Raw genomic sequence first — 22,471 nt, forward strand, 5'->3', positions numbered from 1 at the left:
CCGAGGGGGCCGGGTCCGAGGACGCTCAGTCCAGCGGCAGCAGCATGATGATGTCGTCGCGGTCGTCGCCCGGGGCCACCCGGATGGCGGCCGGGACGCGCCCGACCTCCTTGTAGCCGGCCCGCGCGTAGAAGGCGTCGACGCCGGTGCCGCCGCGGCAGGTCAGCCGGATGGCCTCGATGTGCTCGAAGCCCTCGCCGTCACGGGCCGCCTCCTCGACCGCGGCCATCAGCTCCAGTCCGTACCCCTTGCCCTGGTGCCGGGGGTGCACCATCACCGTGTACAGCCACACCCAGTGCGTCATCAGGGGGTGGCTGTTGTGCGTGAAGAAGGCGGTGGCGGCGATCTCGCCCGCCGGGTCGTCGGTGTCCCGGCCGACCAGCAGCCGCGTGGTGCCCTCGGCCATCCCGACCAGGTGCCGCAGCAGCGCGGGCCGGATTTCCTCCGCCGTCACGGGCGGTACGAAGCCGACGGCGCCGCCCGCGTTGGACACGTCCGCCCAGAGCGCGAGCACGCCGTCGCGGAGGGAGCGGTCGACGGCGGGATCCAGCGTAAAGGTAAGGGCCATAGTGCCAGAGTATCTATTACCACTCCCGTGGTTCAAGGGTCGGCGGCGGGGCCCGGCCGGGGCCGTGCTTCACTGGAGGGACGCTTGTCCTGTATGGGAGGGACTCACATGCTTCGCTACAGCCTGCTGCGCCTCGGCATCTTCGCCGGCAGCTTCCTCGCGCTCTGGGGTCTGGTCTACGTCGGCGTGCTGCCGCGCGGCCTCGGTGACTCCAACCTGCTGTGGGTCCTCCTGCTCTCCGTCGTCGTCTCCGCGCCGCTGAGCTTCGTGCTGCTGCGCCGGCAGCGCGACGAGATGAGCGTGCAGATCGTGGAGAAGGTCGACCGCGCCAAGGGCCGCCTGGAGGCGAACCGCTCGGTCGAGGACGCCGCCTGAGCGTCCTCCGGCGCGCCATAAAGGCTGCGTAAGGTACCTCACACCAGGACACACCGGGACACCCCAGGTGGAGCTTCGAAGGCTCTCACCTGGGGTGTTCTGCGTTTCGAAGGGCGCCGCGGCCTTCCGCACCTCAAAGAAGGGCTTTGAGGTTCTCAAAGTTCAAGTGTTAACGTGTCGGCCATGACGACCGCAGTGCACCTCCCCGATGCCGCGAGCACCCCGCTCGTGGCGCGCCTGCACGTCGATCTGTGCCGCTGTATGTCCGCGGTCTGTTGCCGCGAGCTCTGACCCGGCATCATGCAGCGGTCCGCGCGTTGAGCGCGTGTGTACCGCACCCCCGTCCCCGTATTTCCCGATACGCACCAGTGGAGTGTGTCCGTGTCCGCGTCCTCGTCCGCGCCCGTGGCGAAGTCCCGCATACCCAAGATCCCGTTCTGGGCCCAGATCGTCGCCGGTCTCGTCATCGGCGTCGTGCTCGGCTGGCTCGCCCGCAGCCAGGACATCGGCTGGCTGAAGGAGACCCTGACCCAGGTCGGCGGCATCTTCGTCCAGCTGCTCAAGCTGGCCGTCGCCCCGCTCGTCTTCTTCGCGATCCTGGTGTCGATCACCAACCTGCGGAAGGTCAACAACGCGGCCCGCCTCGCCGCGCAGACCCTGATCTGGTTCATGATCACCTCGCTGATCGCGGTCGCCATCGGCCTCGCGATCGGCCTGCTCACCAACCCCGGCTCCGGCACCGGCCTCACGCCGAAGGACGGCAAGCTCCCCGAGCACCAGGGCAGCTGGATCGACTTCCTGACCGGCATCATCCCGACGGACGTCATCACGCCCTTCACCGAGCTGAACGTCCTGCAGATCGTCTTCATGGCCGCCGTCGCCGGCATCGCCGCCCTCAAGCTCGGCGAGAAGGCCCAGCCGATCCTCTCCCTCTCCGAGTCGGTCCTCGAGCTGCTGCAGAAGGCCCTGTGGTGGGTCATCCGCCTCGCCCCGATCGGCACCGCCGGCCTCATCGGCAAGGCGATCGTCAACTACGGCTGGGACCTGCTCGGCAAGTACGCGACCTTCACCGCCGACGTCTACATCGGCTGCGCCCTGGTCCTCTTCGGCGTCTACCCGCTGCTGCTCGCGACCGTCGCCAAGCTCAACCCGCTGCAGTTCTTCAAGGGCGCCTGGCCCGCCATCCAGCTGGCCTTCGTCTCCCGCTCCTCGGTCGGCACCATGCCGGTCACCCAGCGCGTCACCGAGCGCCTCGGCGTCCCGAAGGAGTACGCCTCCTTCTCCGTGCCGTTCGGCGCCACCACGAAGATGGACGGCTGCGCCGCGATCTACCCGGCGCTCGCCGCGATCTTCATCGCGCAGATCTTCGACGTGCAGCTGGGCGTCAAGGAGTACCTGCTCATCGCCTTCGTCTCGGTCATCGGCTCGGCGGCCACCGCCGGCCTCACCGGCGCGACGGTCATGCTGACGCTGACCCTGTCCACCCTGGGCCTCCCGCTGGAGGGCGTCGGCCTGCTCATGGCGATCGACCCGATCCTCGACATGATGCGCACCGCCACCAACGTGGCCGGCCAGGCCCTGGTCCCGGTCATCGTCTCCGCCCGCGAGAAGATCCTGGACGTCGCCGCCTACGCGTCCGCCTCGGCCTCCCCGGTCGACGACCTGGTGGACGCCCGCCAGGCCGAGCAGAAGGTGACCGTCCCGGCCGCCGCCTGAGCCCGTACGGATCGCCGACGCGACCGCGCCCCGGGCCCGAGGGTCCGGGGCGCCGCCGTTCGCGGGGTGGAACGGTGACGGCCAGGCCCTCGCCGCGGGCCGGCCACGGCCCCGGATCTGTCCAAACGGCTTGCGGCGCCCTAGATTTACTCGGAAGTAAGGTTACTGACCGGTTCTCGACGTCGAGGAGCCGCACGTGCCCGTCCCCGAGTACCCGCCCGACCCGGGCCGCCCCCACCTGGTCCGCGTCGACGGGACCGTACGCGAAGTGTCCGTACCCGCCCTCGTGCCGCCCGTGCGGCGCGGGTCCCTCGCCGACCTGCCGTACGAGAACGCGCGCGACGAACCGGGAGCGGTCCTCTTCTCGCGCAAGCGCCCGGACGGCGGCTGGGACGACGTCAGCGCCGCCGCGTTCGCCGCCGAGGTCCACTCCGTCGCCAAGGGGCTCATCGCCCAGGGCCTGCGGCCCGGCGACCGGCTGGCGCTGATGGCCCGCACCCGGTACGAGTGGACCCTGCTCGACTTCGCCGCCTGGGCCGCCGGACTGATCACCGTGCCGCTCTACCCGACGTCCTCCGCCTACCAGATCCGCTGGATCCTCCAGGACTCCGGCGCCGCCGCCTGCGTCGTCGAGGACACCGCCCAGGCCCGGCTCGTCTCCAACGAGCGCCGCCAGCTGCCCTCCCTCGGCCACCTGTGGGTGCTCGACACCGGCGCCGTCGACCAACTGCGCCGGTCCGGCAAGCGGGTCACCGACGAGGCCGTCTCCGCACGCCGCGGACTGCTCACCCCGCAGACCCTCGCCACCCTCGTCTACACCTCCGGCACCACCGGCCGCCCCAAAGGATGCGCCCTCACCCACGGCAACTTCTTCGCCGAGGTCGACAACGCCGTCGCCCTCCTCCACCCCGTCTTCCGCTCGGTCAGCAAGGAGCCCGCCGCCACGCTCCTCTTCCTGCCGCTCTCCCACGTCTTCGGGCGCATGGTCGCCATCGGGTGCGTCCGCGCCCGGGTCCGCGTCGGCCACGCGCCGTCCGCCGAGAGCGACGAACTCCTCGCCGACCTGGCCTCCTTCCGGCCGACCTTCCTGCTCGCCATCCCCTACGTCCTGGACAAGGTCTTCCACACCGCCCGCGCCGCCGCCGAACGCCTCGGCCGCGCCGCCTCGTTCGACCGGGCCGCCCGGGTCGCCGAGCGCTACGGCCAGCAGTCGGCCACCGTCGGCACCCGGCCCTCGCTCGGCCTGCGCGCCGCCCACGCCCTCTACGAACCGCTCGTCTACAGACGGATCCGCGCCGCCCTCGGCGGCCGCGTCCGGCACGTCATCAGCGGCGGCTCGCCGCTCGGCGCCCGGCTCGCCGAGTTCTTCGCCGGCGCGGGCATCGACGTCTACGAGGGCTACGGCCTGACGGAGACGACCGCCGCCGCCACCGTCACCCCGCTGTGCGGCCCGCGTCCCGGGACGGTCGGCCGCCCGCTGCCGGGGACGGCCGTCAGGATCGCCGACGACGGGGAGATCTGGCTCAAGGGCGGCCATGTCTTCGCCGGCTACTGGGACGCCCAGCGCGGCGTCGCCCTCCCGTACACCGACGAGGGCTGGTTCCCCACCGGCGACCTGGGCGCCCTCGACGACGAGGGCCATCTGCGGATCACCGGCCGCAAGAAGGACATGATCGTCACCTCCGCCGGCAAGAACGTCGCCCCGGCCCCGCTGGAGGAGTGGCTGCGCGCGCACCCGCTGGTCGCCCAGTGCATGGTTCTCGGCGACGGCCGCCCGTACGTCACGGCGCTCGTCACCCTGGACCACGAGGGCCTGCTGCACTGGCGGCGGATGCGCCACAAGGACCACCTCGCCCTGTGGGAGCTCGCCAGGGACGACGAACTCCTCGCCGTCGTCCAGCGGGCCGTCGACGACGCCAACCGCCTGGTGTCCCGCGCCGAGTCGATCCGCGCCTTCCGCGTCCTGACCACCGAGTGGACCGAGACGAGCGGCCACCTCACACCCTCCCTGAAGCTCAGACGGCGGGCCGTGCTGCGGGACTTCGCCCGGGACATCGACGAGATGTACGGCTAGGCCGTCTCTTCCGGATCGGGGCCGGACAGGCCCGGGAAGCGGACGCGCACCGTCAGGCCGCCGCCCTCCGCGTTCGCCGAAGCCGTCGCCGTCGCCCCGTGCGCGCGGGCGATCGCGTCGACGATCGACAGGCCGAGGCCCGCGCCCTCGCCGGGCGCGTGGGTGCGGGCGGACGCGCGCCGGAAGGGCTCGAACAGCAGCGGCACCGTCCCGGGGTCCACGACGGGGCCCGTGTTGGCCACCTCGACGCCGTCCGGGCCGGTACGGACCTCCACCCGGCCGCCGCGGACGTTGTGCCGCACGCCGTTCGCGACCAGGTTGTGCAGCAGCCGCTCCAGGAGCACCGGGTCCCCGTCGACGGTGAGCGGCCCGGCCCGTACGACGACGCCCACCCCGCGCTCGGCCGCCTCGTCCGCCAGCGCGGCCGCCGACTCCCGGGCGAGCTCGTCGACCGCCACCCGGCGGCGCTCCCGGATCCCCTGGTCGGAGGCGGCGAGCAGCAGCAGGCCCTCGATGATCCGCTCGCTGCCGTCCGCGACCTCGATCAGCTTCGACCGGATCCGCGCCACCCGCTCCGGCGACGGGTCCCCGGCGAGCCCGATCTCGGCCGCCGCGCGCTGCACGGCCACCGGCGTCCGCAGCTCGTGCGCCGCGTTCGCGGCGAACCGCTGCTGCGCGGAGACCAGTTGCTCCATCCGCCCGAGCATGCCGTCGAAGGTGTCGGCGAGCCGCTTGAGCTCGCCGGGCGGCGCGTCGAGCGCGATCCGCCCCCAAGGACCTTGTCCAGGGGGGACGCCCAGGAGGTTCTCGCCGGACAGACGGCGCGCGGTGTCGGTGATGACGGCGATCGGCCGGAGCACCCGGCCGGCCGCCCACCAGGCGAGCGCGACCGACAGGACCGCGTAACAGGCGAGGACGGTCACGGAGACGGTGAGGAGCCGGTCGAGGGCGGCGGACTCGGCGGCGTCGCTGACCGACCGGGTGATCGCCAGCGTCTCGCTCGGAACCAGCCACGGGGCCGTGGTCGGGGCGGGACTCGCGGGAACGGCGCTGGGCATGGCGGTCGGCAGCGCCGTCGGGAGCCCCGTCGGCAGGTCTTCCAGGCGCCGGGCCGGTACGGCGGTGGTCACGGCCGTGCTGATCGACGAGTACAGGCCCTCCCGCACCAGCCAGTAGACGACGCCGGTGAGCACGGCGCCCGCGAGCACCAGCAGACCCGCGTACAGGGCGGTCAGCCGGGTCCGTTCGCTCCTGACCGCGCCGATCACGGCGCGCCGATCCGGTAGCCGGCCCCGGGCACCGTCTCCACCACCGGCGGCTCGCCCAGCTTGGCCCGCAGCTTGCTCAGGGTCACCCGAACCGCGTTCGTGCGGTAGCTGGTGTGCTCCTCCCACACCTGCTCGATCAGGTCCTCGCCGCTCACCACGGCCCCCTCCGCCCGCAGCAGCGCCTCCAGGACCCCGAACTCCTTGCGCGACAGGTGCAGGTGCCGTCCGTCGCGGCTCGCCTGGCGGCGGGCCGTGTCCAGGACGATCCCGCGCCGTTCGAGGACGGGCGGCAGCGCGGGCCTGGCGCGCCGGCCCAGGGCCAGGACCCGCGCGAGCAGCTCGTCGTACGCGAAGGGCTTGGTCAGGTAGTCGTCGGCGCCCAGACCCAGGCCCTCGACCCGGTCCCGTACGGTGCCGGCCGCCGTCAGCATCAGGACCCTCGTCATGAGCCGCTGCTCCACCACGCGCCGGCATACGTCGTCGCCGTGCATCCCGGGCAGGTCACGGTCCAGGACGAGGACGTCGTACTCCCCGAACCGGAGCTTCCGCAGCGCCTCGAGGCCGTCGGCCGCGACGTCCACGGCGAGCGCGTCGCGGCGCAGTCCCTCGGCGATCATCTCGGCGAGGAACGCCTCGTCCTCCACCAGCAGTACGCGCATGGCCCCTGTGTACCCGAGGGGGACCTTTCGCCGACGTAAACGAAACCGCTGAGAGAAGCGAAACATCCCTTCGCGGCACCCTCGCCGCCATGACGACCTCACGGAAGACCAAGCCGGCCGCCGCCGCGTTCGCGGCCCTCACCCTCCTCTCCCTCCTCGCCACCGCCTGCTCCGGCGGCGGGAACGGGACGCCCGGGGCGGGCAGCGACGAGGGCAGGAAGGCGGACCAGGCCTTCGAGCACCGCAAGTGCCTGCGGGAGCACGGCCTCGACGTGCCCGAGCCCAAGCCGGGCGAGCAGGGCGTCGGCCTCACCATCGGCGGCGACGGCGTCTCCAAGGAGAAGATGGAGCAGGCGTTCAAGGCCTGCCAGGACAAGGCGGGCGGCGCCGGTGCGGGCTTCGGCAAGGAACCCACGCAGGCCGACAAGGACAAGGCCCTGGCCTACGCGCGGTGCATGCGCGAGAACGGCTTCGACATGCCCGACCCGAAGTTCGACGGCGGCGCGCAGCAGGCCCTGCCCATGCCGAAGGGCGCGGAGAAGCAGAAGTTCGAGAAGGCCATGAAGGCCTGCGAGGGCGCGGCCCGATGAGCGACCGGGAACGCCCCATGAACCGACGCCGCCTCGTGGCCGCCCTCGTGGCGATCGTCGCCGTCGCGGGCGCCGGCGTCGCCGTCACGGCCCTGTCCACGGGCACCGGCCCCGAGCGGCCGACAGCCGGGTCCGCCGGCTCCCGCGGACTGCCGCCCGCCACCGCACCCGTCACCCGCGGCGACCTCAGCGACAGCTCCCGGCAGGACGGCACGCTCGGCCACCTCGGCGAGCGGAGGATCAACGCCGGCGGCGCCGGCACCCTCACCTGGCTCGCCGCGAACGGCTCCGTCGTGGAACGCGACGGCCGGCTCTACGAGGTCGACGGCGAGCCCGTCCGCCTGATGTACGGGGCCGAGCCCATGTACCGCACCCTCAGGACCGGCGACAAGGGGCGGGACGTCCGCCAGCTGGAGGAGAACCTCGCCGCCCTCGGCCACACCGGCTTCGACGTCGACGAGGAGTACACCGCGAAGACCGCCGCCGCCGTCAGGCGCTGGCAGAAGTCCCACGAGCTGCAGCAGACCGGCACGATCGGCCCGGACCGCATCGCCTTCGCGGGCAGCGCGGTACGGGTGAAGCAGGCGGGCGGCGGAGCGGCCGAGAACACGATCGCGCCCGGCGACCGCGTCACGCCGGGCTCCCCGGTCCTCACGGTGACCGGCTCCGAGCGCGTCGTCCGCTTCCCACTCCCCGTCGCCGACGCCTCGTCGGCGAAGAGCGGCACCCGGGTGAAGGTACGGCTGCCCGACGGAACAGAGCTCCCCGGCAAGGTGTCGGCCGTCGGCAGGACGGCCTCGGCGGGCGACGACCCGCAGGACCCCACTCCGAAGATCGACATCACCGTCTCCTTCGACGAGCCGGGCAAGGTCAAGGGCGTCGACCAGTCCCCGGTCACCGTCGAGCTCGCCGGCGAGACCCGCCGCGACGTCCTGTCCGTCCCCGTCGACGCGCTGCTCGCGCTGCCCGGCGGCGGCTTCGGCGTCCAGGTCGTCGAGCAGGGCCGGGCCAGGGACGTGAAGGTCGAGCTCGGCATGTTCGGCCAGGGCCGGGTCGAGGTCAGCGGCGGTGGGCTGCGCGAGGGCATGAAGGTCGGGGTGCCGTCCTCATGACCCCAGTCGTGGAACTGACCGGCGTCGTCAAGGAGTACGCGGGCGGGGTCCGGGCCCTCGACGGCGTCGACCTCACCGTCGGGGAAGGCGAACTGCTCGGCATCGTCGGGCCCTCCGGCTCGGGCAAGTCGACCCTGCTGCACATCGTCGGCACCCTCGACCGGCCGACCGACGGCACCGTGCGGATCGCCGGGCACGACGTCGCCGCCCTCGCCGACCGGCGGCTCTCCGCGCTGCGCGCCCGGCACATCGGCTTCGTCTTCCAGGCCTTCCACCTGGTCCCGGGCGTCGCCGCCGTGGACAACGTCGCCGAGGGACTGCTCTACTCCGGCCTGCCCCGGGCCCGGCGGCGCCGGATGGCCGCCGACGCCCTGGCCAGGGTCGGGCTCGCCGACCGGCTGCGGCACCGCCCGCACGAACTGTCCGGCGGGCAGAAACAGCGCGTCGCCATCGCCCGCGCGGTGGTCGGCGAGCCCGCCCTGCTGCTCGCCGACGAACCGACCGGCGCGCTGGACTCGGCGTCCGGCGAGGCGGTGATGGAACTGCTGCACACCCTGAACGCGGAGGGCGCCACGATCGCCGTCATCACGCACGACACCGAGATCGCCGGCCGGCTGCCGCGCCAGGTCCGGATCCGCGACGGCCGCGTGGTGGCGGACACGGCACGCGGAAAGGCGGCGGCCTGATGCCCCGCACAACCGCTCCGCGGGCCGCCCGCCTCGGCCCGCGCGACGTCCTCCACGTCGGCTCGGCCGGACTGCGCAGCCGCCCCGTGCGTGTGGTCCTCTCCGCCCTCGGGATCGCCATCGGCATCGCGACGATGATCGCGGTGGTGGGCATCTCGGCCTCCAGCCAGGCCCAGCTGCTGCGGCAGCTCGACGCGCTCGGCACGAACATGCTGGTCGCGAAGGCCGGCGAGGGGATGTTCAGCGGACAGGAGGTCAAGCTGCCCAAGGAGGCGGTGGGCATGGCCGGCCGCATCGACGGCGTCGAGGAGGCCGCCGGCACGGGCGACCTCAAGCGCTCGGTGCGCCGCTCCGAGAAGATCCCGGAGGCGGAGACCGGCGGGATCGCGGTGAAGGCGGCCACGGAGCGACTGCTCGACGTCCTGCGCGGCCGGACGGCCTCCGGCACCTGGCTGAACGCCGCCAACGGCCGCTACCCGTCCGTGGTGCTCGGTCACGTGGCCGCGGAGCGCCTCGGCATCGACCGGCCCGGCCGGCAGGTCTGGATCGACGACCGCTACTTCACCGTCGTCGGCATCCTCGACCCGCTGCCGCTCGCCCCCGAGATCGAACGCTCGGCCCTGGTCGGCTGGGACGCCGCGCAGCGGCTGCTCGGCTTCGACGGGCATCCGACGGCCGTGTACGAGCGGTCCACGGACGCGACGGTACGGGAGGTCCAGCGCCTTCTCGCCCCGACGATCGACCCGCGGAACCCGCAGAACGTGGCCGTCAGCGACCCGTCGTCGGCGCTCAAGGCGAAGGCGGCGACGGAGGGCGCGTTCTCCACGCTGCTCCTCGGACTCGGTGGGATCGCGTTGCTCGTCGGCGGCGTCGGCGTCGCCAACACCATGATCATCTCGGTCCTGGAGCGCCGCCACGAGATCGGCCTGCGCCGCTCGCTCGGCGCGACCCGCGGCCAGATCCGGATCCAGTTCGTCACGGAGTCGCTGATGCTGTCCGGACTCGGCGGCATCGCGGGCGTGGCCCTCGGTGCGGCGGCCGTGGCCGCGTACGCCGCCACGGGCGGCCTGCCGTGGGTGGTCCCGCCCTGGTCGGCGGCGGGCGGCTTCGCCGCGACCCTGGCGATCGGCACGGTGGCGGGCCTGTACCCGGCGGTGCGGGCGTCACGGCTGTCACCGACGCTGGCGCTGGCGGCGGGGTAGGGGGATCCGGGGGGCGTCGGGTGACGGGGGGCGTGCCGGGGGCACGCCCTCCGCGCCGGGTCATGGCCTCGTGGCCTTGTGGCCTTGTGGCCTCATGGCCTCGTGGGCTTACGGCCTCGTGGCCTCATGGCCAGAGCAGCTCGCGGGTCCAGCCGTTGTGCGTGTGCGTGTCGGCGCCTGCGGCCGTACGCCGGTACCGGAGCCGTACGTGGCGGCGCCGTTCGTCGCCCTGGAAGAACTCGACCTCCTCGGGCTCCACCACGTACAGCGTCCAGCTCGGCGCGTGCGCGTCCGGCTCCCGCCGCGCCCGGTCCCAGGCCGCCGCGCTCGCGCCGGCCAGCTCGTCGAGCGAGCCGAGCACCTCGCTCTGGTGCCCCACGAGCGCGGAGGCGAGGGCGCCGGCGGTACGGGCGTGCAGGTCCTCGTACGCCTCCTCGGGCGTCCCGGTGACCACCCGGCCCCGCACCCGTACCTGACGGCCCTGCACGGGCCAGTAGAAGCCGAGCGCCGCCTCGGGCCGGGCGGCCAGCTGCCGTCCCTTGGCGCTGCCCGCGTGCGAGGCGAAGTGCCAGCCGCGCGCGTCCGCGCCGTGCAGCATGACGGTGCGCACGTCCGGGCGGCCGTCCTGGTCCACGGTGGCCAGGGACATGGTGTGCGGCTCGACCGCCTTCGCCTCGACCGCCGCCGTGAACCAGGCGTGGAAGAGCGCGACCGGCTCCTCCGGCACGTCCGCCGGGTCGAAGGCGGGCAGTTCGGTGTCCCAGACACGAAGAGACCGCAGGGCCTCCTGAAAACGCCGTTCGTCGTCCATGGCGTCCATCATGAGGCCCTGCGGTTCCGTGTGAGCGGATCAGTCGGTGTAGTAACCCGTCACGTCGGCGATCAGGTCGACCGAGCCGTTCTTGTTGTAGAAGGTGATCGCGCCGTTGTTGACCGGGACGATCACCCCGTTGGGCACGGTCTGCCCGGCGGTGAAGTTGAGGTTCGACGCCGAGGTGCGGGTCGTGCCGTACGGGTAGACGGAGACGAAGCTCGCCTCGGTCGGGTTCGTCGCGGTCACGTTGAGGACGACCGCCTTGTACTTGGTGCCGACGGCGAGGCTCACCGTCTGGCCCTCGCCGACCTTCGCCCTGGCGACGCCGGTGCCGTTGCGGGTGTCCATGACGCGCTTGGGCTGCATGCCGGTGAAGACGGAGCCGGTGCCCTGCTTGAAGTACCCGGCGACGTCGGCCAGCAGGTCGACCTCACCGGCCCGGTTGTAGAAGGTGATCTTGCCGTCCTTGACGGGGACGATCACCAGGTTGGGGACGGTCTGCCCGGCGGTGAAGTTGAGGTTCGACACGTCGGGACGGGTGGTGCCGTACGGGTAGACGGAGACGAAGCTGGTCGCCGTCGCGTTGGTCGCCGTCACGTTCAGGGCGACGGCGGAGACGCCGGGCTCGCTGATCGTGAGCGTCACCGTCCTGCCCGCACCGACCTTGCCCTGCGGCACGCCGGTGCCGCTGCGGGTGCTCATCACCCGGGTGGGCGTGACGGGCTGGTACTCCGCGCCGTCGGTGCCCTCGGTGTAGTAGCCGGCGACGTCGGCCAGCAGGTCGACGGAGCCGTTCTTGTTGTAGAGCTCGACGTAGCCGTCCTTCACGGGGACGGTCACCAGGTTGGCGGCGGTCTTCCCGGCCTTGAAGTTCAGGCTGGAGGCCGAGGTGCGCAGCGTCTCGTACGGGTAGACGGAGACGAAGCTGTCGGCCGTCGCGTTGGTGGCGGTCACGTTGAGGACCACGGAGGTGAGCCCCTCGGTGGGCACTCCGCCCCGGCCCCCGACCTTCAGCAGGACGGTGCCGTTCGGGCCGACCTTCGCCTGCGGCGCACCGAGGCCGGAACGGGTGTCGAGGAGGCGGGCGGGCGTCACCGGCGTGTAGGTGCCGGGCAGGGTGGTGAGCGAGCTGCCGCTGACGTCGAACACGCCCCAGGCGCCGTGCACGGGGCCGACGCCGTCGAGCGGGCCGGCCTTCAACTCCCAGCGGTACTGGGCGGACTCGACACCGCGGCCCTTGGAGTCCTTGCCGTCCCAGACCGGGCGCACGGATGCGCCGGGGCCACCGGTCCCGGTGATGGTGCGGACGGTCTCACCGTTGCCCTTGCGGATGGCCAGTTCCCACGAGCCGACCGGCTTGGAGAAGCGGAACACGGGCGACCAGGTGGCCGGCTTCGGCTCGACACCGGTGCCGGTGAAGGACAGCGGCTTGACGGTGTGCTGGAGCGCCGCCAGCGGCGTCGTGGCCACGCCGACCTTCTTGACGTGGAGGTTCTTCCGGCCGTCGACGAAGGCGGCGCCGCCGCCGAACTTGTCCACCGTCCAGGTCGACCGGCGGCCGGAGCCCGTGCCCTCCGCGAGGTCGGCGACCTTGAAGGTCCGGCCGGTGATCACCTCCGTCGCCTGGAGCTCGTCCGCCACGTGACGGACGACGAAGCCGTCGCCGAGGAGGGCGTCACCGGTCGCGACCGGGAAGCTCATCATGTTGCCGAGGTCGTAGACGCCGGCCTTGTCGGTGCCGCAGGTCCAGTAGATCCAGCGGTTGACGGCCTGGAGCTCGGTGGGCTTGCAGCCGGACTTGATGTCGATCGGGGCGGAGGTGCTGCCCGTCTTCAGGTTGTACGAGTCGATCTGGCCGGGGGTGGCGGCGGCCTTCCAGACCTTGGAGTCCCACAGGGCGGCGGCGGTCGAGTCCGGGATCGTGAGCTTCACGTCCGACGCGGTGGTGCCGTCGTTGTCCAGGTCGGCGACGTACGTGGTGGTGCCCTGCCGGGCCAGCACGTAGCTGCCCGTGGCGTCGATCACCGTGGCGTCGGCGACGGGCAGGTCCGCGGTGCGGGAGTTGTCGGCGTCGATCCGGGCGTAGAGACGCTTGCCGCGGGTGTGCACGGCGTCGCCGTCGCCGAGCGAGATCACGCCCGGTGCGGTCGGCGCCAGGATCCGGGCGCGCAGCGAGGTCGCGCCGGCCGTCGCCGGGTCGGTCGTCAGGTCGGTGTCGACGTCGTGCAGGCCGAGTCCGTCGGTGCCGTACACGTCGTCGCTCAGGAAGTTCAGCCGGCCGCCGCCCAGGGCGAGGCCGTCGATGCGGCCGGTGGCCGCCGGGATCTTCCTGACGGTGGTGAGCGTCGGCTTGCCGTCCTCGCCGAGGGTGACGCGGTGCACGGCCCAGTCCGTGGCGCGGGTGCCGCCGACGGCGAGGATGCTGCCGTCGGGTGCCGGGGAGAGCTCCGGGGCGGCGTGCGGCAGGAGGTCCTTGACCTCGCCGGTGCCGATGCGGACCGCCTGGAGCTTGGCGCCGGTGGTGTTCGGCTTCTCGCCGTCGGTGAGCGGCCGGACGAAGACGAGCCATTCGCCGACGGACTCGTACGCGGCGAGACCGGGCATGCCGGTATCGGCAGGCGGAAGCTCCGTATTGACGGCCGGCGCCGACGGGTTCGTGCGGCTGTCGGCCCAGAAGCTGTTGGTGTATCCGGTGTGGTCGACATCGATGACGTGCTCGGCGCCGAGGCTGACGGTGTGTCCCTCGCCGCCGGCAGAGGCCGACGAGAGCGTGCCCTTCGCGTAGTCGACGTAGTAGCCGACGGGGAACTGGTCCCCCTCGCGCCAGAAGCGCAGGAGCACGCCCTTGGAGTCCTGGTCCACGACGTCCATGCGGCCCTGGAAGGCCTCGCTGAGCTTGAAGGACGCGACCTCGGTCGGCTTGCCGTCCACGATGCGGAGCAGCTGGACCGAGTCGCGGTAGCCGTCGGCGCTCCGGCCGTAGGTCACCACCGTGCCGGCGTTGAAGGCGCCCGTCCACCAGCGGCCGTACGGCAGCGCGACGTCCAGGCGTGCCTCGCCGGTGGAGACGTCGCTGACCTTGACGTGGTCGGCGCCGCCGTTCGGGTCCTTCTCCACCGCCGCGAAGAGGCCGGAGTGGCCCTTCGTGGCCTGCTCTTCCGTGATCGCCTTGCCGGCGCCGGTCGCGAAGTCCGTCCAGACCCAGCCGGACGACCCCTCCTCCTTGTGGGCGTAGCCGGTCGCGCCGACCTGGCCCAGGTCCTCGCCGCGGGGCTGGAAGCGGCCCGGGTTCGGGATGACCACCTCGTCGGTGACGGCGTTCTGCGTGGGTTCGGCGGCGAGCGCCGGGCTGGTGACGGCGGCGCACAGCCCGATCGCGATGCCGAGTGCGGTGGTCGTGGCGACCGCGCCGCGTACGTGCGCGCGCGTGTGGCGTGACATGGGTTCTGTCCCCTCCCAAAGGTCGAGAACGGGCGGTGTCGGGGTGTCGCAGCGGCCGTGTGGGGTCCGCCCCCTCCGGACAACCCGCCGCCCGGAGCCGCGATCGTAACAGGGGTTTTGAACCTGTTCAAAGAGTTTCGCGGACCGCGTGACCCGTGTAGTCCTTCAGCGGCACCGCGTTCGCCGCCTTCCGGATCTCCTCGCGGATCTTCCTCGCGATCAGGTTCTTCCACGGGGTCTTCGGCAGCGTCCGCACCATCAGCATCCGCAGCGCGATCTTCCAGCGGGAGGAGACGGTCATCTCCTTGGCGAAGGACGCCGCGAACTTCTGGTTCAGTTCCACGCCCGGCCGCATTTCCTTCTCGTACGTCTCGAAGGCCGTCACGTGGTCGCCGCCGGCCGCCGCCAGTTCGCCGGCGAGGACGTAGGCGCCGGTGAGGGCGAGGCCGGTGCCCTGGCCGGAGGCGGGGGAGGTGCAGTGGGCGGCGTCGCCGACGAGGACGACGCGCCCCTTCGACCAGCGGTCCATGTGCACGGTGGCGACGGAGTCGAAGTAGAAGTCGTCGGCGTCCGCCGCGTCCGCGATCAGCCGCGGGATCTCCCAGTCGTCGCCCGCGAAGGCCTCGGCGAGCAGGCGCTTCTGGGCGGCGATGTCCCGGTGGTCGTAGGGGAGTTCGGCCGGCGACGCGAAGACGAAGCAGTTCTTGGCGCGGTCCGCGTGCTCGCCGGCCGTCGCGTAGACGGAGACCAGCTTGTCCGGGCGGGCGTGGTAGGTCTCCCAGCGGGTCAGCTCCAGGCGGTTGGGGCCCGTGAAGATGGAGACGTACGCGCCGAGGTGGCGCTTGAACCGCCGCTCGTCGCCGAAGACCAGGCGCCGGGTGTGCGAGTGCAGTCCGTCCGCGCCGACCACCAGGTCGAAGCGGCGGCGGGCGCCGCTCTCGAAGACGACGTCCACGCCGTCCTCGTCCTCGGACAGGGAGGCGACGGAGTCGCCGAAGAGGTACTCGACGTCGTCGCGGGTGCGCTCGTACAGGATGCGGGCGAGGTCGCCGCGCATGATCTCGTCGTCCTGCTCCTCGCGTCCGCCGAAGATCTCGGCCGGCAGCTCGCCGACCGTGCGGCCACGGGAGTCCACGTACGAGCCGCCGGCCATGTCGGTGGAGTGGGCGCGGACCTCGTCGAGGATGCCCATCCGCGCGCAGATCTCGACCGCGCCGCCGCGCAGGTCGACCTTGTACCCGCCGGTGCGCAGCGCGGGCGCCTTCTCGACGACGGTGGGGACGAAGCCGTAGCGGTGCAGCCAGAGGGCGAGGGCGGGGCCGGCGACGGAGGCGCCGGAGATCAGGACCGTACGGGACGCACGCATGGCAGGACTCCTTGTCGGGTGGTGCGGAGCCGCTCCGGCCCCGCACCGATGACTATACGGATGTCCTACACAACTGTCTATGACGCTTGTATAGATCCTTGGGTGTGGAGATGCGAGGGTGGGAGCGCGCACCGGGCGGCGAGACGCGGGGCTGGCCGGAGCGTGTACGGGGGCTCAGCCCCGGCCCAGCACCACCGTCCCCGACGAGCAGAACCAGCCGCCCGTCCCCGACGCCACCGCCAGCTCCGGCAGCGAGCCGTCCGGCCGTCGCACCTGGAGCCCCGGCGCCTCGCCGCGCAGCTGCCGCACCGCCTCCACGAGCAGGAAAAGCCCCCGCATCCCCGGATGGCAGGCGGAGAGGCCGCCGCCGTCCGTGTTCACCGGCAGCCGGTCCTTGTCCGCGAAAAACGCCCCGCCCTCGCCCTTCGCGCAGAAGCCCAGGTCCTCCAGGGTCACCAGGGTCATGTAGGTGAAGGCGTCGTAGATCTCCGCCACTTCGACGTCGGCGGGGCGCACCCCCGCCCGCTCGAAGGCCAGCCGGCCGCTCACCGCCGCCGGCGAGACCGTGAAGTCCTCCCACTCCGACATCGTCGTGTGCGAGACGTGCTCTCCGGTGCCGAGCACCCACACCGGCGCCTTCGCCGTGTCCGGCACGTACTCCTCCGCCACGAGCAGCACGGCGCAGCCGCCGTCGCTGCGGATGCAGCAGTGCAGCTTGGTGAACGGGTCCGCGATCATCGGGCCGTCGAGCACCTCGTCGACCGTGACCGGCTCGCGGAACATCGCCTCCGGGTTGAGCGCCGCGTTCGCCCGTGCCTGCACCGCCACCTCGGCGAGCTGCTCCAGGGTCGTGCCGTACTCGTGCATGTGACGGCGCGCCGCCATCGCGTACTTGGCGATCAGGCTGTGCCCGTACGGCACCTCGAACTGCAGCGGCCCGCGCGCCCCGAAGGACAGGTTGCCGGTGCGGCGGCGGGCCCTGATGTCGGCCCGGGCGGTGGAGCCGTAGACGAGGAGCACGGCGTTCGCGTGCCCGGCGGCCACGGCGTCGGCGGCGTGCGCCGCCATGACCTCCCAGGTGGCGCCGCCGACGGACGTGGAGTCCACCCAGCGCGGGCGGAGCCCCAGGTACTCGGCGACCTCCACCGGCGCGAGGGTGCCGAGGCCCGCCGAGGCGAGGCCGTCGATCACGGAGCGGTCCAGGCCGCTGTCCGCGAGCGCGCGGCGGGCGGCCTGGGCGTGCAGGGCGTAGGGCGTGGCCTGGTCGACCCGGCCGCAGTCGGAGAGGGCTATGCCGACGACGGCGACGCGACGGCGGCGGTCCGTTGTGGTGGTGGGCATAAATCTGACGGTACATCAGATTTGCTGGATCCGGCGTCCCGTCGGGGCTGTGCATCTGTCCCGGCCGGGCCTAGCATGACGCACCGTCAGATACGGAGGGGAGACCCGAGGTTCATGTCGAATCCCACGCGTACCGCCGCCGTCACGGAAGAACAGCAGGACATCCGGGAGTCCCGGAGGGCCGGACGGGAGACCCAGGAGGCTGCCGGGCGGGAGACCCCGGAGGCTGCCGGGCGGGAGTCCCAGGAGGCTGCCGGGCGGGAGACCCCGGAGGCTGCCGGGCGGGAGTCCCGGGAGGCCGGGCGGGTGACCCCGGAGGCCGGGCGGGAGTCCCGGGAGGGGACCCGGAACGAGGGTCGGAACGAGGTCCAGCAGGAGGTCCAGCACGAGGTCCAGCAGGAGGTCCAGCAGGAGGTCCTGCGGGAGATCCGCCGTACCCTGCGCGAGCTCCTCGCCAGACGCGCCGGACCGGCCGACGTCCGCGCCGCCGTCGACACGCCCGAGGGATACGACACCCGGCTCTGGGCCACCCTCGCCGGGACCCTCGGCCTGCCCGGACTCACGCTTCCCGAGGAGTACGGCGGAGCCGGCTGCGGCCCCGCCGAACTCACCGCCGCCTGCGAGGAGACCGGCCGCGCGCTCGTCCCCTCGCCGCTGCTCGCCACCGGCGTCCTCGCCGCCCCGCTCATCACCGCACTCGGCACCGAGCGGCAGCGCGCCGAACTCCTGCCCCGGATCGCCGACTCCACCCTGACCTGCGCACTCGCCCTCCCCGGCGGCTCGCTGCCGCTCGCCCTCGGCCTCACCGGCGACAACACCGCCGAACCCTGGTCCGGCGGCGGCCGCTCCGGCGGCATCCAGGCCACCCGGCCCGACGGCGAGCACTGGTCGCTCTACGGCGAGGCCGGCCACGTCCTCGACGGGCACAGCGCCGGACTCCTCCTGGTCGCCGCGCACACCGGCGGCTTCCCGCGCAGCCGCACCTTGCTCTTCCTCGTACGGGCCGATGCCCGCGGACTCACCAGGCACCGCGAACCCACCCTCGACCTCACCCGCTCCCAGGCCACCGTCCGACTCCGCGACGTCGAGGCCGAACTGCTCGGCGAGGACCCTGCGGACACGCTCGGAGCACTGGCCGCGACCGGACGCACGGCCGCCCTCGCGCTCGCCGCCGAGGCCGTCGGCGCCGCCCGCGGAGCCCTCGACCTGACCGTCGGACACGTCACGGTCCGCGAGCAGTTCGGCCGGCCCGTCGGCTCCTTCCAGGCCCTCAAGCACCGCCTCGCCGACCTCCTCGTCCAGATCGAGTCGGCCCGCTCGCTGACGGTCTGCGCCGCCGGCGAACCGGACGGCGTCCCGGCCCTGCTCGCGCTGGCCCAGGCCCTGGACGCGCAGCGCGCCGCCGCGGCCGAGACCGTGCAGCTCCACGGCGGCATCGGCATCACCTGGGAACACGACGCCCAGCTCTACTTCAAGCGCGCCGCCGCCGACGAACTCCTCTTCGGCCCGGCCGTACGCCTGCGGGCCCGCGCCGCCGAACTGGGCGGACTCTTCACCGGCCCGGCCGCGGGGGAGGTGGCCTAGGTGCCCGTCGGTCTGCGCCTGATCCAGAAGATCTCCTCCACCCGCGCCTTCGCCAGGGTCGCGCCCCACGTCATCCCCGCCATGGACCGCGCCGTGCACCGGCTCACCGGCGGAAAGGTGCTGCTCAGCGCCCGCATGCTGCCGGGTGTCGTGCTCACCGCCAAGGGCGCCCGGTCCGGCCGGCCGCGCGTGACCCCGCTCGCCTGCATGCCGGAACCGGAGGGCACCTGGCTCCTGATCGGCTCCAACTTCGGCCGCCCCGGGCATCCGGCCTGGACCGGCAACCTGCTCGCCCATCCGGACGCGGAGATCAGCTGGCGCGGCGAGAGCTTCCCCGTACGGGCACGGCTGCTGACCGGCGAGGAGCGGGCCGAGGCCTGGCGGGCGGCGCTGGTGTTCTGGCCGCCGTACGCCACGTACCAGGCGCGGATCGAGCGGGAGATCCGGCTGTTCCGCCTGACGCGCGTCCCGCCGGAGCGAGGGAAACCGGAGAAGTGAGAGGCGGAGGACCGGGAGTCGGCGGGGCCAGGGCCGAGGGCCGGGGGCCGGGGGCCGGCGGGGCCAGGGCCGGGGGCCGAGTGCCGGCGGGGCCGAGGCGGCTTGACCAGGGCGCGGCGGGGCCCGAGGCGGGCCGGGCCCGAGACCAGGGCGGGCGAAAGCAGACCGGCGGCGGCCTCGTACCTCGTGCAGGAATGCAGGGGGTACGGGACCGCCGCCGGCGCGACAGGACGGGTGAAGGGGGAGGGGACTACTTCGTCGGCTTCTTGCCCGTGATCCCCAGGTGCACCAACAGGGCGAGGTTCGGCTTGAGTTCGGCCTGCTTCACGCCCCAGGCCTGGAAGCCCTTCTGGTGGCCGGCGACGGCCGCAAGCATCGCCACCAGCGAGCCCGCCATCGCCGCGGGGCTGAGGTCCTTGTCGACCTTGCCCTTCGACTGGAGCTCCTTCACCGCGTCCGTCAGGGAGTTGGTGACCGAGTTCAGGATCTTCATGCGGATCTTGTAGAAGCGCTTGTCGCCCTCCGCGGCCCCGAGGTCCACCACCCGCAGGATCGCGTCGTGCTTGCGCCAGAAGTCCAGGAATCCCTCGACCAGGTCCTCGGAGGTCTGCCAGCCGGCCTTGCCGACCCAGGAGCGTCCGCTGACCAGTTCGGTCAACCCGGCGCCCTCCTTGGCCATTTCCTCCGCGATCTCGAGGACGGCGCCCTCGACGTCAGGGAAGTACTGGTAGAACGTCGCGGGTGAAGTACCCGCCTTCCGGGCCACGTCGATGACCTTGACGTCCCGGTAGGGCGAGGAGCTGAGCATCTCGCTGAGGCAGTCGAGCAGCTTCTGCCGCGTCGCCTGGCCGCGTCGTCCGGCCACGCGGCCGTCGACGGTGCGTACTTGTCCTGTCATGCCGTCAGCTTACCGAGGGGTGATCGACGCGCGATTCGGCCGACTGCAAATGGGTGCGGGCCCTCCAGCGGGGGTCGAGCGGGCGGTCCGGCGGGGCGTGACGGGAGCGGCATGCGGGGGCGCGGGCGGGGCGCGGACGGGGTACGGGCGGGTGCTCGTGCGGGGCCGCGCGGGGGCGGCGGACCTCGATAGGCTTATTAACAGTCTGTGGATAACTTCGGTGGACAACCCAGGCGGGACAAGGGTTCCGGGCTCCATAACGGGACAAATGTTCGCTTATGGAGGGGTGCGGCACCGAAGGAGCGGACCCATTCTGGAGCCATGGCCGAATTCACACAGGGCACCCCGTGCTGGGTGGACGCGCAGCTTCCCGATCTCGAGGCGGGCAAGCGGTTCTACGGTGAGCTCTTCGGCTGGACCTTCGACCCCGACCGCGACGAGGCGCTGCTCCGCGGGCGACGGGTCGCGGGGCTCGTGCCCAAGCGGGACGGCCGCATGCCCACCACGTGGACCGTGTACCTGGCCGCCGACGACGCCGGCGCCGTCGCCACGCGCGTCAAGGCAGCCGGCGGGCAGATGGTCATGGAGCCCTACCCCGTCGGCCCCTTCGGCGTCCTCGCCCTCGCAGCCGACCCCGGCGGTGCCGTCTTCGGACTGCGCCAGGCCGGTGACGACGACGGCTTCGAGGTGACGAACGAACCCGGCTCGTTCTGCTGGATGGAGGTCTACACGCGGGAGCCGGACGCCGTCGACACCTTCTACGCCACCGTCTTCGGCTGGCTCGGCCGTCACGTCGACCCCGCCGAGGAGGGCCGCGACGGCGGCTTCGACTACCGCGTCTGGTCCCCGCCCGGCTCCCGCCCCGGCGACGACACGGCCTTCGGCGGCCGGGCCGTGATCACCGACGCCTTCCCCGCCGAGATGCCGGGCCACGTCCTCGTCTACTTCGCCGTACGCGACTGCGACGAGGCCTGCGCCACCGCCGTCCGCCTCGGCGGCCGCGTCACCACCGACCCGTTCGACACCGTCCACGGCCGCATCGCCGTCCTCCACGACAACCAGGGCGCCCGCTTCGCCGTCCTGGCCGACCTCCCGGCCAAGCCCGCCCCACCCCGACCGCCCGGCCGCCCGGAGCGGACGCCGGAGCACCCGGAGAGCCCCGAAAAGCACACCGAACAAGGCTGAGCCGCCCTTCCGAAATGAGCCGTGACACCCCGATCCGCCCCCGGGTTCGCAACCACCGCCCCGGACAGGAACAATCAGGGGCCACGGGGCCGTAATCTCATGGCCCTACGGGGAGGTGGCAGGCAAGTGGAGCAGCTGACGCAGCACGACCCGAGAAGGATCGGGCCCTTCGAGGTGCTGGGCCGGCTCGGCGCGGGCGGAATGGGCCTCGTGTACCTCGCGCGCTCGGCGTCCGGGCGGCGGGTGGCGATCAAGACCGTGCGGACGGAGCTCGCCGAGGACCAGCTGTTCCGGGTGCGTTTCACCCGCGAGGTGGAGGCCGCCCGCGCGGTCTCCGGTTTCTACACGGCGGCCGTCGTCGACGCCGATCCGCGCGCCGCCGTGCCGTGGCTGGCCACGGCGTACGTGCCGGCGCCCTCCCTCGAGGAGATAGTGAACGAGTGCGGGCCGCTCCCGGCCCAGGCGGTGCGCTGGCTCGCGGCCGGTGTCGCCGAGGCCCTGCAGTCCATCCACGGCGCCGGGCTCGTCCACCGTGACCTCAAGCCGTCCAACGTCCTCGTCGTCGAGGACGGCCCCCGGGTGATCGACTTCGGCATCGCGTCCGGCGTCTCCAACACACGGCTGACGATGACCAACGTCGCCGTGGGCACGCCCGCGTACATGTCTCCCGAGCAGGCCCGCGACTCCCGCAGCGTCACCGGCGCCAGCGACGTCTTCTCGCTCGGCTCGATGCTGGTGTTCGCCGCCACCGGCCACGCGCCCTTCCACGGCGCCAACCCGGTGGAGACCGTCTTCATGCTGCTGCGCGAGGGCCCGGACCTGGAGGGGCTGCCGGACGAGCTGCGTCCGCTCATCGACGCGTGCATGCAGATGGACGTGGCCAAGCGGCCCACCCCGGCCGACCTCCAGGCCATGCTCGCGCCGCATCTCTTCGGTTCCGGCGAGGACGACAGCGGTACGGCCGCGGCCTGGCTGCCGCAGAGTGCCGTCGCCATGATCGAGACGCGGCGCGGCGGCCGTCCCGCCCAGCCGGCGCCCCCGGCCGCCCCGCCGATGCCGCCGCGCCCGCCGCGCGAGCCCGCGGAGTGGGGCGG

The 22,471-nt window shown here is 72.8% G+C and carries 19 protein-coding genes; 11 read left to right on the forward strand and 8 right to left on the reverse strand.

Annotated elements, in window-relative coordinates; translation table 11 throughout:
- Positions 1-25 precede the first annotated feature (25 nt).
- Positions 26-568, reverse strand: a complete 543-nt coding sequence (locus tag ACFVGS_RS32995; protein ID WP_385695692.1) for a GNAT family N-acetyltransferase — start codon at positions 566-568, stop codon at positions 26-28.
- A gap of 108 nt (positions 569-676) precedes the next feature.
- Here ACFVGS_RS32995 and ACFVGS_RS33000 point away from each other — a divergent pair, with 108 nt between their 5' ends.
- The 3 genes from ACFVGS_RS33000 to ACFVGS_RS33010 all read left to right on the forward strand — a co-directional run bounded on the left by ACFVGS_RS33000 (position 677) and on the right by ACFVGS_RS33010 (position 4,733).
- Entirely contained in the window at positions 677-943 is a 267-nt protein-coding gene (locus tag ACFVGS_RS33000) for a DUF4229 domain-containing protein (protein WP_384421127.1), read from the forward strand.
- A gap of 381 nt (positions 944-1,324) precedes the next feature.
- On the forward strand, positions 1,325-2,659 hold the full coding sequence (locus ACFVGS_RS33005; RefSeq protein WP_384421129.1) for a dicarboxylate/amino acid:cation symporter: 1,335 nt from the start codon (positions 1,325-1,327) through the stop codon (positions 2,657-2,659).
- A 196-nt stretch (positions 2,660-2,855) separates the two neighbouring features.
- The gene (locus ACFVGS_RS33010) at positions 2,856-4,733 is read left to right on the forward strand and encodes an AMP-dependent synthetase/ligase (RefSeq protein WP_384421131.1); all 1,878 of its coding nucleotides are present in this window, start codon (positions 2,856-2,858) and stop codon (positions 4,731-4,733) included.
- Here the strand turns inward: ACFVGS_RS33010 and ACFVGS_RS33015 are convergent.
- Together ACFVGS_RS33015 and ACFVGS_RS33020 are read right to left on the reverse strand one after the other, a co-directional pair.
- On the reverse strand, positions 4,730-6,001 hold the full coding sequence (locus ACFVGS_RS33015; RefSeq protein WP_384421133.1) for an ATP-binding protein: 1,272 nt from the start codon (positions 5,999-6,001) through the stop codon (positions 4,730-4,732). The two genes, ACFVGS_RS33010 and ACFVGS_RS33015, sit on opposite strands and share 4 nt — an antisense overlap.
- Complete coding sequence (locus ACFVGS_RS33020; protein ID WP_385695697.1) at positions 5,998-6,660, reverse strand: response regulator transcription factor; 663 nt, start codon at positions 6,658-6,660, stop codon at positions 5,998-6,000. Before ACFVGS_RS33020 ends, ACFVGS_RS33015 begins: the two co-directional genes overlap by 4 nt.
- 89 nt (positions 6,661-6,749) lie before the next feature.
- On the opposite strand from ACFVGS_RS33020, the gene ACFVGS_RS33025 reads away from it, so the two are divergent.
- Genes ACFVGS_RS33025 through ACFVGS_RS33040 form a run of 4 tightly spaced genes read left to right on the forward strand, consistent with a single transcriptional unit; the run spans position 6,750 to position 10,250 of the window.
- Positions 6,750-7,250, forward strand: a complete 501-nt coding sequence (locus ACFVGS_RS33025) for a hypothetical protein (protein ID WP_384421137.1) — start codon at positions 6,750-6,752, stop codon at positions 7,248-7,250.
- 17 nt (positions 7,251-7,267) lie between these two features.
- The gene (locus ACFVGS_RS33030; protein ID WP_384421138.1) at positions 7,268-8,362 is read left to right on the forward strand and encodes an efflux RND transporter periplasmic adaptor subunit; all 1,095 of its coding nucleotides are present in this window, start codon (positions 7,268-7,270) and stop codon (positions 8,360-8,362) included.
- The gene (locus ACFVGS_RS33035; protein WP_384421140.1) at positions 8,359-9,048 is read left to right on the forward strand and encodes an ABC transporter ATP-binding protein; all 690 of its coding nucleotides are present in this window, start codon (positions 8,359-8,361) and stop codon (positions 9,046-9,048) included. The genes ACFVGS_RS33030 and ACFVGS_RS33035 overlap by 4 nt, the downstream gene beginning before the upstream one ends.
- Positions 9,048-10,250, forward strand: coding sequence for an ABC transporter permease (locus tag ACFVGS_RS33040; protein WP_385695702.1), 1,203 nt, complete (start codon positions 9,048-9,050; stop codon positions 10,248-10,250). Before ACFVGS_RS33035 ends, ACFVGS_RS33040 begins: the two co-directional genes overlap by 1 nt.
- 124 nt (positions 10,251-10,374) lie before the next feature.
- On the opposite strand, the gene ACFVGS_RS33045 is transcribed toward ACFVGS_RS33040, so the two are convergent.
- The 4 genes from ACFVGS_RS33045 to ACFVGS_RS33060 all read right to left on the reverse strand — a co-directional run bounded on the left by ACFVGS_RS33045 (position 10,375) and on the right by ACFVGS_RS33060 (position 17,212).
- Positions 10,375-11,061 carry a pyridoxal 5'-phosphate synthase gene (locus ACFVGS_RS33045; protein WP_384421143.1) on the reverse strand — a complete coding sequence of 229 codons (687 nt, stop codon included), beginning with the start codon at positions 11,059-11,061 and terminating at the stop codon, positions 10,375-10,377.
- Positions 11,062-11,100: 39 nt separating this feature from the next.
- Entirely contained in the window at positions 11,101-14,505 is a 3,405-nt protein-coding gene (locus ACFVGS_RS33050; RefSeq protein ID WP_385695705.1) for a hypothetical protein, read from the reverse strand.
- A gap of 127 nt (positions 14,506-14,632) precedes the next feature.
- Entirely contained in the window at positions 14,633-15,871 is a 1,239-nt protein-coding gene (locus tag ACFVGS_RS33055; RefSeq protein WP_384421147.1) for an FAD-dependent monooxygenase, read from the reverse strand.
- A gap of 174 nt (positions 15,872-16,045) precedes the next feature.
- Entirely contained in the window at positions 16,046-17,212 is a 1,167-nt protein-coding gene (locus ACFVGS_RS33060) for an acetyl-CoA acetyltransferase (protein ID WP_384421149.1), read from the reverse strand.
- Positions 17,213-17,326: 114 nt separating this feature from the next.
- Here ACFVGS_RS33060 and ACFVGS_RS33065 point away from each other — a divergent pair, with 114 nt between their 5' ends.
- Positions 17,327-18,796 (forward strand): acyl-CoA dehydrogenase family protein, encoded by a 1,470-nt coding sequence (locus ACFVGS_RS33065; protein ID WP_385695708.1) that lies wholly within the window; start codon positions 17,327-17,329, stop codon positions 18,794-18,796.
- On the forward strand, positions 18,797-19,294 hold the full coding sequence (locus ACFVGS_RS33070) for a nitroreductase family deazaflavin-dependent oxidoreductase (RefSeq protein ID WP_385695711.1): 498 nt from the start codon (positions 18,797-18,799) through the stop codon (positions 19,292-19,294).
- A 250-nt stretch (positions 19,295-19,544) separates the two neighbouring features.
- Here the strand turns inward: ACFVGS_RS33070 and ACFVGS_RS33075 are convergent, their stop codons facing one another.
- On the reverse strand, positions 19,545-20,192 hold the full coding sequence (locus ACFVGS_RS33075; protein ID WP_384421154.1) for a TetR family transcriptional regulator: 648 nt from the start codon (positions 20,190-20,192) through the stop codon (positions 19,545-19,547).
- 321 nt (positions 20,193-20,513) lie between these two features.
- Here ACFVGS_RS33075 and ACFVGS_RS33080 point away from each other — a divergent pair, with 321 nt between their 5' ends.
- Together ACFVGS_RS33080 and ACFVGS_RS33085 are read left to right on the forward strand one after the other, a co-directional pair.
- Positions 20,514-21,377, forward strand: coding sequence for a VOC family protein (locus tag ACFVGS_RS33080; RefSeq protein ID WP_385695714.1), 864 nt, complete (start codon positions 20,514-20,516; stop codon positions 21,375-21,377).
- 126 nt (positions 21,378-21,503) lie between these two features.
- Positions 21,504-22,471 (forward strand): serine/threonine-protein kinase (locus ACFVGS_RS33085; RefSeq protein ID WP_385695716.1); only part of this gene is annotated, 968 nt, incomplete at its 3' end.

This window comes from Streptomyces sp. NPDC127114, assembly GCF_042677525.1.
Classification (GTDB): domain Bacteria; phylum Actinomycetota; class Actinomycetes; order Streptomycetales; family Streptomycetaceae; genus Streptomyces.

Bases quoted from the DNA above. Each gene is read 5' to 3' on its own strand.
- ACFVGS_RS32995 (WP_385695692.1), bottom strand. From the start codon at position 568: ATGGCCCTTACCTTTACGCTGGATCCCGCCGTCGACCGCTCCCTCCGC.
- ACFVGS_RS33000 (WP_384421127.1), top strand. From the start codon at position 677: ATGCTTCGCTACAGCCTGCTGCGCCTCGGCATCTTCGCCGGCAGCTTC.
- ACFVGS_RS33020 (WP_385695697.1), bottom strand. From the start codon at position 6,660: ATGCGCGTACTGCTGGTGGAGGACGAGGCGTTCCTCGCCGAGATGATC.
- ACFVGS_RS33025 (WP_384421137.1), top strand. From the start codon at position 6,750: ATGACGACCTCACGGAAGACCAAGCCGGCCGCCGCCGCGTTCGCGGCC.
- ACFVGS_RS33030 (WP_384421138.1), top strand. From the start codon at position 7,268: ATGAACCGACGCCGCCTCGTGGCCGCCCTCGTGGCGATCGTCGCCGTC.
- ACFVGS_RS33035 (WP_384421140.1), top strand. From the start codon at position 8,359: ATGACCCCAGTCGTGGAACTGACCGGCGTCGTCAAGGAGTACGCGGGC.
- ACFVGS_RS33040 (WP_385695702.1), top strand. From the start codon at position 9,048: ATGCCCCGCACAACCGCTCCGCGGGCCGCCCGCCTCGGCCCGCGCGAC.
- ACFVGS_RS33045 (WP_384421143.1), bottom strand. From the start codon at position 11,061: ATGGACGACGAACGGCGTTTTCAGGAGGCCCTGCGGTCTCTTCGTGTC.
- ACFVGS_RS33050 (WP_385695705.1), bottom strand. From the start codon at position 14,505: ATGTCACGCCACACGCGCGCGCACGTACGCGGCGCGGTCGCCACGACC.
- ACFVGS_RS33055 (WP_384421147.1), bottom strand. From the start codon at position 15,871: ATGCGTGCGTCCCGTACGGTCCTGATCTCCGGCGCCTCCGTCGCCGGC.
- ACFVGS_RS33060 (WP_384421149.1), bottom strand. From the start codon at position 17,212: ATGCCCACCACCACAACGGACCGCCGCCGTCGCGTCGCCGTCGTCGGC.
- ACFVGS_RS33065 (WP_385695708.1), top strand. From the start codon at position 17,327: ATGTCGAATCCCACGCGTACCGCCGCCGTCACGGAAGAACAGCAGGAC.
- ACFVGS_RS33075 (WP_384421154.1), bottom strand. From the start codon at position 20,192: ATGACAGGACAAGTACGCACCGTCGACGGCCGCGTGGCCGGACGACGC.
- ACFVGS_RS33080 (WP_385695714.1), top strand. From the start codon at position 20,514: ATGGCCGAATTCACACAGGGCACCCCGTGCTGGGTGGACGCGCAGCTT.